Consider the following 16,033-nt stretch of genomic DNA (forward strand, 5'->3'; position numbering starts at 1 on the left):
CATAAATTGGGTAAAAGGAGAAATAGGTATGAGAATTGGCGGAGCTATTGAAAGACCATATAACAATCCTGAGGAATGGTATCAACTGGTGAAAGAACTGGGCTACAGGGCAGTATTGGCGCCTGTGGATTATACTGCAAGCAAAGAGGAAAAGCAAGCATATCTTGAATGTGCAAAACAGCATGATATTGTAATTGGTGAAGTTGGTGTATGGAGAAATATTATTGCTATAGACGATAAAGAACGTAAAGAGGCAATGGAATACTGTAAGAAACAGTTGGAACTGGCAGAAGAACTTGGTGCTAACTGCTGCGTAAACGTCACAGGCAGCAGGGGTGAAATTTGGGATGGTTTCTATGCCGAGAACTATTCGAAAGATACTTATGCTTTGATAGTGGATTCCATCCGGGAAGTAATAGATGCAGTAAAGCCCAAAAGGACCTTTTATACCATTGAGACAATGCCGTGGATGGTGCCCGATTCACCGGACGAATATTTACAATTGATTCGTGATGTGGACAGAGAGGCCTTTGGTGTACATTTGGATTATGTCAATATGATAAATTGTCCTAAAAGATACCTATTCTGTGATGACTTTATAGAAGAATGCTTTAAAAAGTTGGGGCCTTACATAAAAAGTATACACGGAAAAGATGTAATAATGGAAAATGCCTACACAACAATAATTCGTGAAACAATGCCCGGAAAAGGGATTGTGAATTATCAAAAGGTTGCAAAATTATGTGAGGAATTAGGTCCGGATACTACCCTCTTTGTAGAGCATCTGCCGGATTTTGAAACCTATAAAAAGGCTGCTTCTTATGTACGGGAACAGGCTAAATTGGCCGGGGTAAAAACAGAGTAGAATATTAATGCTTTAAAAAAATTATTGGTTATACAAAGGGAATATAATAAATGATAATATGCCGGGAAGTTCAATTGATCCCGGCTTTTTATCTGATAGAAAAAATGCATCATGCAAAAATTTAATTCCTATGTATTTTGCATGGATGCTTTGGTTTTGCTCATTTTATATATTAATACAGTTAAGGCGTAGTAGACTATAGATACAATAAAACCTAATGAAGAAGCTATTATTCTGAAAATCATACTAAATTCCATAATGAATATGGAAAAAGCAAAGGCTGCTGATAAAGCTGCAAAACCTATAACTAACTTTGTTATAGTATTTTTTAGGATCAAATTGGTTATATGAACAATTAACCATGTCAAGGAAAAATAACACGGTAGGAAAATAATAAGCATAAAGTCAGTAAAAAGTGGAAATTCATTATCATTATAGTTTGGAAAAAATTTATGTACTAAAATTCCTAGAACTATTAAAGAAGTAAAAATCCAAAGTGAGTGTAAAACTGAAAAACATCTTTTCAAGTTAATTACCCCCGGTTTTTATTTATTTCGTTATACAAAACTATATAGAACTTCATATAATATAGGATGAAAAGATTTATTATCTGTTTGCAAGTGCAAATGTATTATATTTAACAGTTTTTGCAATTAAAAATAAGTAAAATATACGAAATAACTAATATGATATTTTATTGTTAATTGTAACATAAGAATATTTAGTATGTAATAGGAACAGTTTACAAGTTTGAACAATTAATATAAAATATTCGAAAGGAAAAAAGTAACAGAGAAGAGGTCGGGGGTAAAAGTAATGGCATTTATAAATGAAAAGATATCTGAAGCAGATAAGGAGATATTTAATTCATATGGCTTTAAAAGTGTATTTACCAATGATCCTATTGAGCCTTGGGAATGGACAATAGACAGAGAACGCGATATCTTTTTGGTAGCCTTGGAAGGTCGAGGGTACTATGATTCAGAAATACCTTTATTTTATGCACTTGTCTGGCAGAAAAGAGTAATTAAAATAGAAGCTTATAGAAAAAGCATAGGTGACTTTTTTACTGGTACTGAGATGTACTGGAGAATAACAAAAATAGAAGCACCAATGTTTTTTTTCAACCAAAAGGATGAGTTAATAGAATTGATCAAGGAAGCATTTGATGCTCATGGATCGCTTGGTAGAAGAGATATTGTTACAAAAGTTAATTTTGACTATATTGCAGAACCTTACTTTATTATGGAGATGAATAAGTAATAAGTAGTCTTTAAGAGATTTTTTAGAAAAAACGTAATTGTATGACTAGGATATAAATTTTATTTTTATGGATAAACTATAAAGTTTCAAAAGTACAGCACGTTTGAGAAAATTCTAAAATGTAACATCAGATATTTAGAAAATTCTTTTTTGTCTATAGCATTAACTCAATTGAAAAATTCGCTTACAATTCATTTTAATTTCCATCTGGTTAAATTATCTAGGTACAAGTATAATTAAAGTATGAGTGAAAAATACTGCATAAAATTATAAATTAAAATTGATTATGCTTTTTAATGAATTTTTTATATAGCAAGGCTATATTTTTATTTGTTTAACTTGACTAATGTGTGATTATAGTTTACAAGGGGGATATAATGATGAAAAGGTTACTGGTGCTTTTAATTGTATTGGGAATGGCTTTTAGCATATATCCGAACAGCGGATTGGCAGCCGATGATGTTTCTGCAATGTACGGGGACCTTAATGGAGATGGCAGTGTAAATTCAATAGATTATGCAATAATGAAGTCTTATCTTATAGGAATTAGATCCAACTTTCCTGTTTTAAACGGGGAAGTGGTTGGCGATGTTAACGCAGATAATTCAGTGAATTCAATAGATTATGCTTTCATTAAAAGTTATCTTTTGGGATTAATCTCCGAATTTCCGGCCGAAAAAACTAGACCTTTGACAACGCCTGCACCTCAAGAAGAAGCAATATATGAGGCAGAGGATGCTGCACTTTACAATTCTTTTTTGGAGACTATCCATTCCGGTTTTTCCGGCAGCGGTTATGTAAATTACAATAATGAATACGGAAGTTATGTGGAGTGGAAGGTTAATGTTGCTAAAAACGGGGCTTATAAACTTATTTTCAGATATGCAAATGGAGCAAATACCAACCGGGCTATGTCAATAAGTGTTAATAAAAAGATTGCACGGAACAGTTTGGATTTTAATCCGACAGGTTCATGGACAGGCTGGAGCGAAAGCTATATTGTAGTTAAACTTGACCAAGGAGACAACTTAATCAGGGCCACAGCTATTACTGCCGACGGAGGACCGAATGTTGATTATTTAAAAGTAATGTCAACCAATGAACCTGTTATGACACCTGACCCGACAACAGCTCAGACACCTGCACCAACACCGAAAAACGAAACTCCTGTTCCAAGTTCTTCTACAACTATTCCAGCTGGAGCAATTATTGTAGATAAAAGCGGCAGAGGTAATTATACAACGGTTCAGGCTGCCGTAAATAGCTTAGGATCAAAAAGTTCCGATGCCAAAACTATTTACATAAAGAACGGAAATTATAAAGAGGTTGTTACAATACCTAATGGAATTTCAAACCTTACCATTATAGGAGAATCTAAAGAAAATGTTATTATTCACTATGATAATTACAACGGAAAAAGCAATGGCAGTGGAGGGACTTATGGCACCAGCGGAAGTGCTTCGGTATTTATAAAGGGCAGTGATATTACTGTTCACAATATTACCTTTATGAATTCCTTTGAAGAAAAGGGAAACAGCAATGAACAGGCAGTTGCCCTCAGTGCAACCGGTAACAGGATTAAATTTAACAATTGTATTTTCCGCGGTAACCAGGATACATTATTGTGTGATGGTGGTACACAATATTTCTATAAATGCCTGATTGAAGGAGATGTTGACTTTATATTCGGACGCAGCCAGGCGGTATTTGAAGAATGCGAAATCCGTTCGTTAAACAGAGGCAGTAAAACCAATAACGGATATATCACAGCAGCAAGAACAGACGCTTCAGCACCCTATGGTTTTGTATTTATCAATTGCAGATTAACCTGTGAATGGGGCACAGCAGCAAACAGCGTATGGCTTGGCAGACCATGGTGCCCGAACGGTACTGATGTAAATAAACCTGCAGTGGCTTATATCAATTGCTACATGGATGCACATATCAAGACAGAAGGATGGACATCAATGTCGGGAGTTGACCCGTCCCATGGACGTTTCTATGAATATAACAGCTGGGGAAGCGGTGCTGCTAAAAATAGTTCAAGGCCTCAGTTGACTGCGGCCCAGGCAGCAAATTATACAAAGATTAATGTATTGGGCGGTTGGAATCCGAGTTTTTAGAAAATATCCGAAAAACGATTATATTTATCGTCAAAAACGCCGTAGTTAGTGTACGGCGTTTTTTATATGCTGTTAAATTGCTGGATACTGAAAATTTATAGGATATTTGAGAGAAAATACTTTTCAAATAAACTTGGAAAAATCCTTAAACCATAGCATTATAGACAATCTGGATGGGAGATAGTATAATTAGAATATACTATCAGGAATTGTTTTACATTATTAATATAAAGTCTTCCGATACAGTATGAAAAACTTCAAAAAGATTTCAAAGTCATGTAAAAGAGTTGTAGGTAGCTATGGAATATTTAAGTGGAGTTGTTGAACGAATTACATATGTAAATGAGGAAAACGGGTTTTGTGTCATAAAAATAAAATCCCATGGTTTTTCTGACCTTGTAACCGTTGTGGGGAATCTTGCGGCCGTTAATGTCGGTTCAACACTTAAGTTAAAAGGAAACTGGAAGTTTGACAGCAAATACGGCAGGCAGTTTAATGCCATTGACTATCAGGAGACAGTTCCGGCTACCATAGCAGGGATAGAGAAATACCTGGGCAGCGGCCTGATAAAAGGCATAGGTCCTGTTTATGCCCGTCGCATTGTCAAACATTTTAAGGAAGATACCCTCCGAGTAATAGAAGAAAATCCCGATGCTCTGCTTGAAGTGGAAGGCATTGGGCAAAAACGGGTGGATATGATTAAAAAAGCCTGGGCGGAACAGAAAGAAATAAAAAACGTTATGCTCTTTCTCCAAAGCAATGGGGTATCGACGGCCTATGCTGTAAAAATATATAAGACTTATGGAAATGAGAGTATAAACATCGTTAAAAGCAACCCTTTCCGGCTTGCTGACGATATATGGGGAATCGGTTTTAAAACCGCTGATAAGATAGCTCAACAGCTTGGTTTTGAGAAAAACTCCTTTGAACGTTGCAAGTCGGGGATTATTTATGTGCTGAACGAGCTTTCGAATGACGGACATTGTTATTTAAAAAGGGAACAGCTTGTGGCTGAAGCAGTGAAGATGCTCGAAGCAGAAGAGAGTTTAGTAAATGCCACCCTTGACAGGATGATTGAGGAGAAAATTGTAATATTCGATGAAGATAATGCCGTTTATCTTCCCACCCTTTATTACTGTGAGACCGGTGTTGCCAAAAGAATTAGGGAAATTCTCTCTGAGAAAAGCAAAATATCAGCAATTAATATTGATCGGATAGTTACCCGGATCCAGGAGGAATACAATATATCCTATGATGAAGTTCAGTTGGAGGCTATTAGAACTGCAGCTGCTTCAAAGTTCATGGTATTAACCGGAGGACCCGGTACAGGGAAAACTACAACTACCTTGGCTATTATTAAAGTATATCAAAAGATGGGATTGAAGGTTTTGCTGGCAGCACCTACAGGCCGTGCAGCTAAAAGAATGTCTGAAACTACAGGCATGGAAGCTAAGACCATCCATCGTCTTCTTGAATTCAAACCGGCTGAAGGATACCAAAAAAATTCTGAAAATCCTTTAGATTGCGATGTATTGATTATTGATGAAACTTCTATGGTGGATATTGTTCTAATGTACAACCTTTTAAAAGCTGTGGCCAATGAAACAATTGTGATTTTGGTGGGGGATGTGGATCAACTGCCGTCAGTGGGAGCGGGAAATGTACTCAAGGATATAATCGATTCCGGTATTGTAAAGGTTATCAAACTAACGAGGATTTTCCGCCAGGCTTTGGGAAGTGCCATTATAACAAATGCCCATAGAATTAACAAGGGAGAGATGCCCATATTAAAAGGTGGGCGAAACAGTGATTTTTTCTACATTCAGGAAGAAGAACCGACTAAAATTGCTGAGACAATAAAAAGCCTGTGTTCCAAACGTTTACCCGATTATTATAAGGTTGATCCCATAAATGACATACAGGTGCTGTGTCCAATGCAGAGAGGGGAAGTGGGGGCACAAAACCTCAACAATATCTTGCAGGAAGCTTTAAATCCCGGTGATGTGACAATAAAGTACGGCGGTACGATATACCGCTTAAAGGACAAAGTTATGCAGGTTAAAAATAATTACGACAAAAATGTCTTTAATGGTGATATAGGTATAATAAGCAGAATTGATATGGAGGACAAAACGGTAACAATAAGTTTTGACGGAAATGAAGTAGAGTACGATGCCACCGAACTGGATGAGATTGTGCTGGCCTATGCCACTACTGTACATAAAAGCCAGGGCAGTGAATACAGAATAGTAGTAGCCCCCTTTACAATGCAGCATTACATGATGCTGCAAAGAAATTTGTTATATACATGTGTGACCAGAGCCAAAAGTGTATTCGTACTGGTGGGCTCAAAAAAAGCAATAGGAATTGCCGTGTCCAACAGTAAAATACAACAGCGCAATACAATGCTGGCAAAAAGGCTTCAAGAAGAGAACAAAGCGACAATGTAACTTTGTTTGGACTAAAGGTAACATTAAGTACTTTTATAAATATGAAAATTAGATGAATAAAACAGCCTTCAAGTTTTTTGAAAGCTGTTTTATTGCTTATGCTTAGTACAGTTATGAGTTTTGATTATGATTTTTCTCTGCAGCTTCTGCATCTGCCTTTGTCTTGTGAATTGTACCTTTAGGGTGTTGAGGTGGTGCATAAATGGAGTATAACTTTATAGGGACATTACCGGTATTGATTAAATTGTGCCATTTTCCAGCCGGGATAACAAAAGCGTAATCCTCATATACCTTAGCCTGGAAATCCAGGTTTTCTTTTGTGTCCCCCATTTTGACTATTCCCTGACCCTGTTCAATGCGTATAAACTGGTCTAAATTAGGATGGATTTCCAAACCTATATCTTCTCCGGGATTGATACTCATTAAAGTTATCTGCAAATGCTTTCCGGTCCACAAAGCCAAACGGAAGTTATTGTTTTGCTTAGCAGCTTCTTCGATATTAACGGCAAAGGGGTTCGGGCCGTAATCCTTTAAATTAATGGAGTGCTTTTTAATATTTTCATCAAAATAAGGATTTTGGTTAATATAATTCATATATGGAATTGGGCAATTGTTTGGGTATGGATATAAAAAAGGCTGAAAAACGTAGTTCATAGGAAAATTAATGTAATGATAATATGGATTGGGAGTGCTTCCATTCAGCATATATCTCATTCCTTTCAAATCATTATAATATTTATCTTATGCTTTCCGTTAACATAGTGTGTTGGGTTAATATGAGCACCAGTGAAATTTAAGCCAGGTTATTGATTGTATATACTTGTATATCCGTACAAATAGTGAACATGACCGTCATTAAAAGATGTTGCAGCCTGATAATAGTGTATATGCCCCCATAAACGGGTATGCTGGGGCCTGTTTGCAAACTGTAACGATGTATATGGCCGTCTTCAAAGGTGGTTTCCCCGGTTATATAATGCATATGACCGGGAATATTGGGATTTAGGCTGGTCATGCCGGAATATCCGTGAACATGGCCGTCATTGAAAGTGGTTCTTCCCATGAATCTATGGCTGTGCATTCCATTTGGCATAATAATCACCTCGGTATATATTATGTAAACTATGTATGAAGTGTTACTTTTTCTGATGTTTAAGCTAAAGAGTAGAATTACTGTTAACATTTGATTTATAAAGAAAAAGGATAAGAAAATTCTTAATTATAAAACCGGGGAAGTAAATTATTGGCTGACTTTATAATTTTTTTGGATATTTTTGGGCTAAAGTATTTTAATATATTGATTTATATTATGTTATAATGATATGTATAATTAAATATATAAATGAAAAAGAAATATTATCATTTGCTATAATCTTTTGCCGGTTTGATAATATTATTAAAAAAATAAATATAATGAGAGGGATATATGTCTGCTTTTGAAAGGATTAAATCGGGTATACCAAGTTTGGACAAGGTTCTGGACAATATCAGACTTGGAGATAATGTAGTCATTCAGGTAACTTGTTTGAATGATTTTAAAAGAATAGTGGATCCCTTTGTAAATCAATCTATAGAGGATAAAAGAAATATCATTTATATTCGTTTTTCCAGTCATGAACCTTTATTGGAACATCGGGAAGGTCTTAAGATTTACCAGCTAAATGCCAATCAAGGCTTTGAAGTATTTACGGTTGAGGTTCACAATATAATCAAGAAGGAAGGAACCGAGGCCTTTTATGTGTTTGACTCTCTTTCGGATTTACAGGTTGCCTGGTCTACAGACCTGATGATGGGTAATTTCTTTTGCGTAACCTGTCCTTATTTGTTTGAACTTGATACTGTGGCGTTGTTTCCGGTATTAAGAGGACATCACGACTTTACGACAATTGCCCGTATTCAGGAAACTACTCAATTGTTTATCGATGTACACTCCAATGAAAAAGATACCTTTATACATCCTATAAAAGTATGGAACCGATATTTGCCGGACATGTATTTACCTTACAGGTTAAATGACGACAACCAGTTGGAAGCCTTAACTAATAGTGTGGATTTGGCTGATTACTATAACCTCATTCACAATGAGCAAAGAATACAGTCGGAACAGAATATTGACAGCTATGACCGGTTTTTCAGAGAGGCTAAGGAATCTTACTATAGAGGAGAAATTACAGAGTTGACAGTAAATAAAATAATCCGCAGCATGATGACACGGGATAACAAGATGGCTTCTCTGATAAAAGAAGAATTTAGCCCCGAGGATTACTTTTATATCAAGGAAAGAATGATAGGTACCGGAACAATTGGAGGAAAAGCCTGCGGGATGCTTTTGGCAAGGAAAATGGTTGCAAACTACCTGCCTGAGTATGGTAAATATTTAGAACCTCAAGATTCTTATTATATTGGAACAGACATTTTCTATTCCTATATTGTGGAAAATAAACTTTGGAAACTGCGTATTTTACAGCGCAGTGAGGAACACTATTTTGACAAGGCAGAGGAATTGAGAAATGTCATTCTAAACGGTAAATTTCCCGAGTCGGTTCGGGCTCAATTCAGAAGAATGCTGGACTATTTCGGACAAATTCCCATTATTGTGCGTTCGAGCAGTTTCCTTGAAGACGGATTTGGAAACGCTTTTGCAGGAAAATATGAGTCAGTATTCTGTGTTAACGCGTGCAGTCCGGAAGACAGGCTTTTGCAATTTGAAGATGCAGTGCGAAGGGTATATGCCAGCACAATGGACAGGTCGGCTTTGGAATACCGCAAACAGCGGGGATTGGATAAAATGGATGAGCAAATGGCAATTCTGGTTCAGCGTGTCAGCGGAACGAAATTTGACAAGTATTATATGCCTTGTGCTGCAGGGGTTGGATTTTCTTATAGCGTATACCGATGGAGTGATGAACTCAGTGCTGAGGCAGGGCTGTTGCGTTTAGTTGCAGGCTTGGGTACAAAGGCGGTTGACAGGACGGGTGTTGATTATCCCAGACTGGTAAATTTGGATTCTCCCCAAAGTACTACCTTAATAAGATCCAGTGACAAACACCGTTTTTCACAGCGAAGAATGGATGTTATCGATCTGCAAAAAAATGAGGTTAGAGAGATTTCGGTAAGCGATTTGATTCCTGAACTTCCCGACTGGTATTTGAAGCTTATTTGTGAGCATGATTATGAAACCGAGAGAATGTTTTATGAAAGCGGAAGGCCAAGAAGCATTCTTTTTGTATCCTGTGATGAAATAGTTAAGAAAAAAGAGCTTATGAAAATGATGAAAGATATCTTGTCCACCCTTGAAGAGCATTACGGAAATCCGGTAGATATTGAATATACAATTAATTTTAGAAAAGATGGAGCCTTTACCGTAAATATTCTCCAGTGCAGACCCATGTCTGTATGGCAGAGTGGTACAAATCAGGAAATCCCGGAGATTGAGAAAGACAAAACCCTGCTTAAAGTCAATCAAACCTTTATGGGGAATTCGTCAAAAATAGATATTGATGTTGTTGTGTGGATTGACTCCAAAAAGTATCACTGCTATCCTTATAATCAGAAAAGTTCAATTTGCAGTGTGATATCTAAAATTAACAAATATTATGCAGGAACCGATAAAAAACTTATGCTTGTAAGTCCCGGACGTATCGGAACTTCATCCCCGGATTTGGGTGTTCCGGTTGTGTTTTCGGATATATCCAATTTTAAAATTTTATGCGAATATGCAGATACGGAAATAGGATTTATTCCCGAATTATCCTATGGCAGTCATATGTTTCAGGATATTGTGGAGACAGAGATGTTTTATGTGGCAGTTATGGGCACAGAACAAAACGGCACCGAAATATTCAGGAAAGAGTTTTTCAGGGATGAAATTTCAGTTTTAAAAGATATTGTTCCTAATGCTGAAACCTATTCAGACATCATTAAAGTTTATGAGTTTAGTTCTGCAAAATCTTTAAAACTGTATGCCGATTTTAAGAAAAGAACTGTTATTTGCGGTATAAACATCTGAATAGAAGATAAAATAAAACTGTATCGGCAAACCGGAATGTAAAGGAATTGATTTTGAAACTAATCAAATTTTTATAATGTTATACAACTTTATAAAAAAAGGAGAAGTGGGTTATGAATAATTTTGATTTTTGCAGTCCGACCTATTTTGTATTCGGTAAACAGAGGGAAAACGAGACGGGAAAATATGTTGCAAAATTCGGAGGAAAGAAGGTTTTGCTTCATTACGGCAGTGAATCGGCAAAAAAATCGGGACTCTTGGACAGAGTTAAAAGGTCTTTGGAACAGGAAAATATATCCTATGTGGAACTGGGAGGAGTAAAGCCCAATCCAAGAAGCGGGCTGGTATATGAAGGTATATCCCTATGCAGGAAAGAACAGGTGGACTTTATCCTGGCAGTCGGAGGAGGAAGTGTTATCGATTCTGCAAAGGCTATTGCCATGGGGGTATTATATGACGGAGATTTTTGGGACTTTTTCAGCGGCAAATTGCCAGAGGAAGCTCTGCCGATAGGTACTGTTTTGACCATAGCAGCTGCTGGCAGTGAAGGGTCTCCGCATACTGTTATTACTAAAGAAGAGGGAATGCTCAAAAGAGGTGCCGGTGGAGAATGTCTTCGTCCCAAGTTTTCAATTTTGAATCCGGAACTTACAATGACACTTCCGGCATATCAGACAGCGTGCGGTGCAGTGGATATCATGGCCCATGTATTTGAACGCTATTTTACCAATACAAAAGAAGTAGAGTTTACCGACCGGTTGTGTGAAGCGGTATTATTGACAATGGTAAATGAGACTCCAAAGGCAATAAAAAATCCTAATGATTACGGAGCCCGGGCAAATATCATGTGGGCAGGCATGGTGGCACACAATAACCTTGTGGGTGTAGGAAGAGAGCAGGATTGGAACAGTCACATGATAGAACATGAACTGTCAGCCTTATATGACTGTGCCCATGGTGCAGGTCTGGCAGTTATAGTTCCTGCATGGATGTCCTATGTGGTAGAACACCATGACTGTATGAAGTTTGCTCAGATGGCTGTGAGAGTATTCGGATGCCAGATGGATTTTGAAAATCCAAAAGCAACGGCATTAGAAGGAATAAGTGCATTAAAGCGATTCTTTTCTTCCATAGGAATGCCTATTAATTTTAAAGAGTTAGGTGCAAAGAAAGAGGATATACCTCTCCTTGTAGAAAAATTAGGCATAGGAGACGGTAAAACCGGAGGTTTCTTACCCTTGGACAAAAAGGCAATTACAGCTATTTATGAATTGGCAGCAGCAGAATAAAAAATGGATTTGTAAAATGTAGCATCTAGAGATGAAAAATACTTCCACTTTTTTGCGGAGGACACTTATGGGTGTTGCAGCAAAACTTAAGTGGAAGTTTTTTATGCTTAAATGAAGGTGATTCAACGGATAATTCGGATAAGGTTGCGCAGCAATATTTAAAATATTATAAGAAATAAATACAATGAAAATGGCAAATTTTATTATATAATTATTCCTGTAAGGATGGTGAGATGGAGCATGAAATTAAGCAAGCATGCTTTAAAGGATTATACATTGTGGGAGAAGGCAGATATTGAACTGCCCAAGTACAATATTGATGAAATGGTTTGTAAGACGAAAGAGAATCCCACATGGGTACACTTTGGAGGTGGAAATCTATTTAAAGGCTTTATCGCCGTATTACAGGATACATTATTGGAAAAAGGAAAGAGCGATACCGGAATTATAGCCGTTGTAACTTATAATTTGGAGGTTGTGGACAAGATATACAGGGCCTATGATAATTTAGGGCTGCTGGTTGTTATGAATTCTGACGGGAGCCTTAAAAAAAGGGTGATAGGCAGCGTTGCGGAATGTTTAAAAGGTGACGCAAAAGAAAAAAATGATTGGGATAGACTGCAACTAATATTTAGTGAACCTTCACTGCAAATGGTTAGCTTTACCATTACTGAAAAGGGATATGCTCTATACGATATATCCGGCAATTTTTATCCTGATGTAAGATTGGATATAGAAAACGGACCGGCTTGTCCAAAGCACATAATATCAAAAGTTGCCTCACTGCTATATGTAAGATACATAAGGGGAGAGCTTCCCATTGCTCTTGTCAGTATGGACAACTGTTCTCAAAATGGGGAAATTCTTAAAAAATCGATTGTTACTATTGTTAATGAGTGGGTTGATAGAGGCTTTGTAGACCCGAAATTTCTGGAATATTTGAATAATCCATTGAAAGTATCTTTTCCCTGGTCTATGATTGATAAAATAACTCCAAGACCTTCGGAAAAAGTGAAAAACGCCCTGAATAGTATTGGCTTCGAGAGCACTGAAATAATTTGTACCGATAAAAAGACTTTTATTGCGCCTTTTGTAAATACCGAACCATCACAGTACCTTGTCATTGAAGATAGTTTTCCAAACGGAAGAATGCCTTTAGAGGAAGCAGGAGTAATTTTTACCGACAGGAATACGGTAAATTTGGCTGAAAAAATGAAGGTGGGAACATGTCTTAACCCGCTTCATACTGCACTTGCAATATTCGGCTGTCTTCTGGGTTATCAAACTATAGCTGAGGAAATGAAGGATAAGCATTTGCGAAAATTGATAGAAAAAATAGGGTGTGCGGAAGGTCTACCTGTTGCTGCTGATCCCGGAATAATAAATCCTGAGGATTTTCTTGATGAAGTAATAAATGTAAGACTTCCCAATCCCTTTATTCCCGATACGCCCAAAAGAATTGCTACCGACACATCACAGAAAATACCCGTAAGATTCGGTGAAACAATAAAGACATACGCTCAGAGGCCGGACCTGGATGTTAAAAATCTCTTATATATTCCTCTTGTAATAGCAGGATGGTGCAGGTATTTAATGGGCTTGGATGATTGCGGTGAGTATATGGAGCTAAGTCCTGATCCGATGATGGATGAGCTTAAAAGCTATGTCTTAGGAATTGAATTTGGAAATGCAGATTCGGTAGGCGACAAATTGAGACCGTTCTTGTCTAATGAAAAGCTTTTTGGCATTAACCTTTATGCAGCAGGATTGGGTGAAAAAGTTGAGGGCCTTGTAAAAGAAATGATATCAGAACGACATGCCGTTAGAAAAACATTGGAAAAGTATTTGGATGAGTTTTGACATAAAAATCACTTTTAGTTTTTTATCTTATAAGATGAGGAGGCAAGTATGAACAATACTGATGCAATAATGGAGAGAAGGAAGGACAACGGTTATTACTGTTGGCTGGAGTATGGAAAGCTGGAAGATGTGGAGCTGAAAAATATCTACCGTAAATGGTGTGCGAATATAGTGAAGTTTGGGGATACCCCATTAATTAAATGCGCAGTGAAAGAACTGATTATAGGTATAGAGAATATGCTTGGAATTAGTCCGGAGATTGTAAGTATTCCTATAGAACCGTCTTTTATTACAGTTGGCACACTGGGACAAAACCCGATTATAGATAAAGCTGTTGGTGAAAATGAACGAAAAGATATTATGGAAGATGGTTTTCTTATAAAAAATATTAAAACAGAAGATAAAGATTATATAGTTGTGACCGGTATAAACGATAAAGGTGTGCTATACGGTGTGTTTGTCCTTTTGCGACTTTTACGCATGCAAAAGGATATAAGAGATATTCGAAAAATTGAAAACCCCTATTTTCAAATGAGGATGCTGAATCATTGGGATAATATGGATGGAAGTATAGAAAGGGGGTATGCAGGAAACTCCATTTTCTATAAAGACAACAAATTTACAGATGATACCGCCAGAGTCAGAGATTATGCCAGGCTTTTAGGTTCAATAGGAATAAACGGTATTGTTATTAACAATGTAAATGTACATAAATACGAAACAAGACTTATTACAAAAGAATATCTTCCTGATGCTAAAAAATTGGCGGAAATATTCAGAGAGTACGGAATTAGGATATATTTCAGTATCAATTTTGCAAGTCCCATAGAGATAGGAGGTCTTGATACAGCAGATCCTCTTGATGAAAAGGTAAAAAAATGGTGGTGTGATAAAGCAGGAGAAATCTATAGCTATATACCTGACTTTGGAGGATTCCTCGTAAAAGCCGATTCAGAGTTCAGACCCGGGCCTTTTACATATAATCGCAATCATGCCGATGGCGCAAATATGTTGGCAGCTGCATTAAAACCTTTCGGAGGAGTGGTGATATGGAGATGCTTTGTTTATAACTGTATGCAAGATTGGCGAGATTACAAGACTGACAGAGCTAAGGCAGCCTATGACAATTTTAAGCCTTTGGACGGGATGTTTGACGATAATGTAATATTGCAGATTAAGAACGGACCAATGGATTTTCAGGTGCGCGAACCGGTATCGCCGCTTTTTGGAGGACTTAAAAAGACAAATGTCAATCTTGAAGTTCAAATAACTCAGGAATATACAGGACAGCAAAAGCATTTGTGTTATCTTATTCCTATGTGGAAGGAAGTTTTGGATTTTGACACCTATGCCAGAGGAAAAGGCACCACTGTTAAAAAGATTGTCAGAGGCTCTGTTTTCAATAACAAGTATGGAGGGGTAGCAGGAGTTGCCAATGTGGGCGATGATGACAATTGGACAGGTTTACAGTTGGCACAGTCCAACCTGTATGGGTATGGGCGACTTGTATGGAATCCGGATTTAACTTCGGAGGAAATAGCTGAGGAATGGGTAAGGCTGACCTTTTCCAACGATAAGGAAGTTGTGGATACTGTTTCAGATATGCTGCTGAAATCCTGGCATATTTATGAGAGTTACACGTCTCCTTTAGGTATAGGCTGGATGGTAAATCCTCATCATCACTATGGTCCTAACGTAGACGGATATGAATATGACAAGTGGGGGACATACCATCGTGCCGACTATAAAGCTATAGGCGTTGACCGTACAGTAAAATCCGGTACCGGTTATACCGGTCAGTATCATAAGGAAGTGCGGGATATGTATGAAAACATTGATACTTGTCCCCAGGAACTTTTACTCTTTTTCCACAGAATTCCTTATACCTATAAGCTTAAATCGGGAGAGACTCTCATTCAGTATATTTACAATACTCATTTTGATGGTGTGGAACAGGCAATAAAACTTAAAGAACAATGGCAAAGTATCAAGGGTAAAGTTAAAAACGAAATATACGAGCATGTACTCCATAGACTTGAAGGTCAGATTGAACATGCAAAGGAGTGGAGGGATGTTATAAATACGTATTTTTACAGGAAAACCGGAATAGGCGATGAACTTGGAAGAAAAATTTATGATTAAAATTATAGTGATAAAAATAGAAATATTGGAGA

The 16,033-nt window shown here is 37.2% G+C and carries 10 protein-coding genes; 8 read left to right on the forward strand and 2 right to left on the reverse strand.

Translation table 11 applies throughout. From position 1 onward, the window contains the following. Positions 1-28 precede the first annotated feature (28 nt). The 4 genes from CLOCL_RS04460 to recD2 all read left to right on the forward strand — a co-directional run bounded on the left by CLOCL_RS04460 (position 29) and on the right by recD2 (position 6,701). Complete coding sequence (locus CLOCL_RS04460; RefSeq protein ID WP_014254217.1) at positions 29-865, forward strand: sugar phosphate isomerase/epimerase family protein; 837 nt, start codon at positions 29-31, stop codon at positions 863-865. Positions 866-1,681: 816 nt separating this feature from the next. After that, the gene (locus tag CLOCL_RS04470) at positions 1,682-2,128 is read left to right on the forward strand and encodes a hypothetical protein (RefSeq protein WP_014254219.1); all 447 of its coding nucleotides are present in this window, start codon (positions 1,682-1,684) and stop codon (positions 2,126-2,128) included. Between the two features lie 380 nt (positions 2,129-2,508). After that, entirely contained in the window at positions 2,509-4,251 is a 1,743-nt protein-coding gene (locus tag CLOCL_RS22830) for a pectinesterase family protein (protein ID WP_207636329.1), read from the forward strand. A 299-nt stretch (positions 4,252-4,550) separates the two neighbouring features. Beyond that, positions 4,551-6,701 (forward strand): SF1B family DNA helicase RecD2, encoded by a 2,151-nt coding sequence (gene recD2 / locus CLOCL_RS04485; protein WP_014254221.1) that lies wholly within the window; start codon positions 4,551-4,553, stop codon positions 6,699-6,701. 111 nt (positions 6,702-6,812) lie between these two features. On the opposite strand, the gene CLOCL_RS04490 is transcribed toward recD2, so the two are convergent. Then, positions 6,813-7,295 (reverse strand): cupin domain-containing protein, encoded by a 483-nt coding sequence (locus tag CLOCL_RS04490; RefSeq protein WP_245532884.1) that lies wholly within the window; start codon positions 7,293-7,295, stop codon positions 6,813-6,815. A 199-nt stretch (positions 7,296-7,494) separates the two neighbouring features. Further along, positions 7,495-7,794: a YmaF family protein gene (locus CLOCL_RS04495; RefSeq protein ID WP_014254223.1), complete on the reverse strand. Its 300-nt coding sequence runs from the start codon at positions 7,792-7,794 to the stop codon at positions 7,495-7,497. A gap of 333 nt (positions 7,795-8,127) precedes the next feature. Here CLOCL_RS04495 and CLOCL_RS04500 point away from each other — a divergent pair, with 333 nt between their 5' ends. From CLOCL_RS04500 to CLOCL_RS04515, 4 genes are all read left to right on the forward strand, one after another. Further along, on the forward strand, positions 8,128-10,710 hold the full coding sequence (locus tag CLOCL_RS04500; RefSeq protein WP_014254224.1) for a PEP/pyruvate-binding domain-containing protein: 2,583 nt from the start codon (positions 8,128-8,130) through the stop codon (positions 10,708-10,710). Between the two features lie 113 nt (positions 10,711-10,823). Then, on the forward strand, positions 10,824-11,999 hold the full coding sequence (locus CLOCL_RS04505; protein ID WP_014254225.1) for an iron-containing alcohol dehydrogenase: 1,176 nt from the start codon (positions 10,824-10,826) through the stop codon (positions 11,997-11,999). A 240-nt stretch (positions 12,000-12,239) separates the two neighbouring features. Next, on the forward strand, positions 12,240-13,859 hold the full coding sequence (locus tag CLOCL_RS04510) for a mannitol dehydrogenase family protein (RefSeq protein ID WP_014254226.1): 1,620 nt from the start codon (positions 12,240-12,242) through the stop codon (positions 13,857-13,859). A gap of 48 nt (positions 13,860-13,907) precedes the next feature. After that, positions 13,908-16,001 carry an alpha-glucuronidase family glycosyl hydrolase gene (locus CLOCL_RS04515; protein WP_014254227.1) on the forward strand — a complete coding sequence of 698 codons (2,094 nt, stop codon included), beginning with the start codon at positions 13,908-13,910 and terminating at the stop codon, positions 15,999-16,001. The last annotated feature ends 32 nt before the right edge of the window (positions 16,002-16,033 follow it).

This window comes from Acetivibrio clariflavus DSM 19732 (assembly GCF_000237085.1).
Lineage (GTDB): Bacteria > Bacillota > Clostridia > Acetivibrionales > Acetivibrionaceae > Acetivibrio > Acetivibrio clariflavus.

What these genes read in the sequence shown, in the direction of transcription:
- CLOCL_RS04460 (WP_014254217.1), top strand. Translation starts at nt 29, where the DNA reads ATGAGAATTGGCGGAGCTATTGAAAGACCATATAACAATCCTGAGGAA.
- CLOCL_RS04470 (WP_014254219.1), top strand. Translation starts at nt 1,682, where the DNA reads ATGGCATTTATAAATGAAAAGATATCTGAAGCAGATAAGGAGATATTT.
- CLOCL_RS22830 (WP_207636329.1), top strand. Translation starts at nt 2,509, where the DNA reads ATGAAAAGGTTACTGGTGCTTTTAATTGTATTGGGAATGGCTTTTAGC.
- recD2 (WP_014254221.1), top strand. Translation starts at nt 4,551, where the DNA reads ATGGAATATTTAAGTGGAGTTGTTGAACGAATTACATATGTAAATGAG.
- CLOCL_RS04490 (WP_245532884.1), bottom strand. Translation starts at nt 7,295, where the DNA reads ATGAATTATATTAACCAAAATCCTTATTTTGATGAAAATATTAAAAAG.
- CLOCL_RS04495 (WP_014254223.1), bottom strand. Translation starts at nt 7,794, where the DNA reads ATGCCAAATGGAATGCACAGCCATAGATTCATGGGAAGAACCACTTTC.
- CLOCL_RS04500 (WP_014254224.1), top strand. Translation starts at nt 8,128, where the DNA reads ATGTCTGCTTTTGAAAGGATTAAATCGGGTATACCAAGTTTGGACAAG.
- CLOCL_RS04505 (WP_014254225.1), top strand. Translation starts at nt 10,824, where the DNA reads ATGAATAATTTTGATTTTTGCAGTCCGACCTATTTTGTATTCGGTAAA.
- CLOCL_RS04510 (WP_014254226.1), top strand. Translation starts at nt 12,240, where the DNA reads ATGAAATTAAGCAAGCATGCTTTAAAGGATTATACATTGTGGGAGAAG.
- CLOCL_RS04515 (WP_014254227.1), top strand. Translation starts at nt 13,908, where the DNA reads ATGAACAATACTGATGCAATAATGGAGAGAAGGAAGGACAACGGTTAT.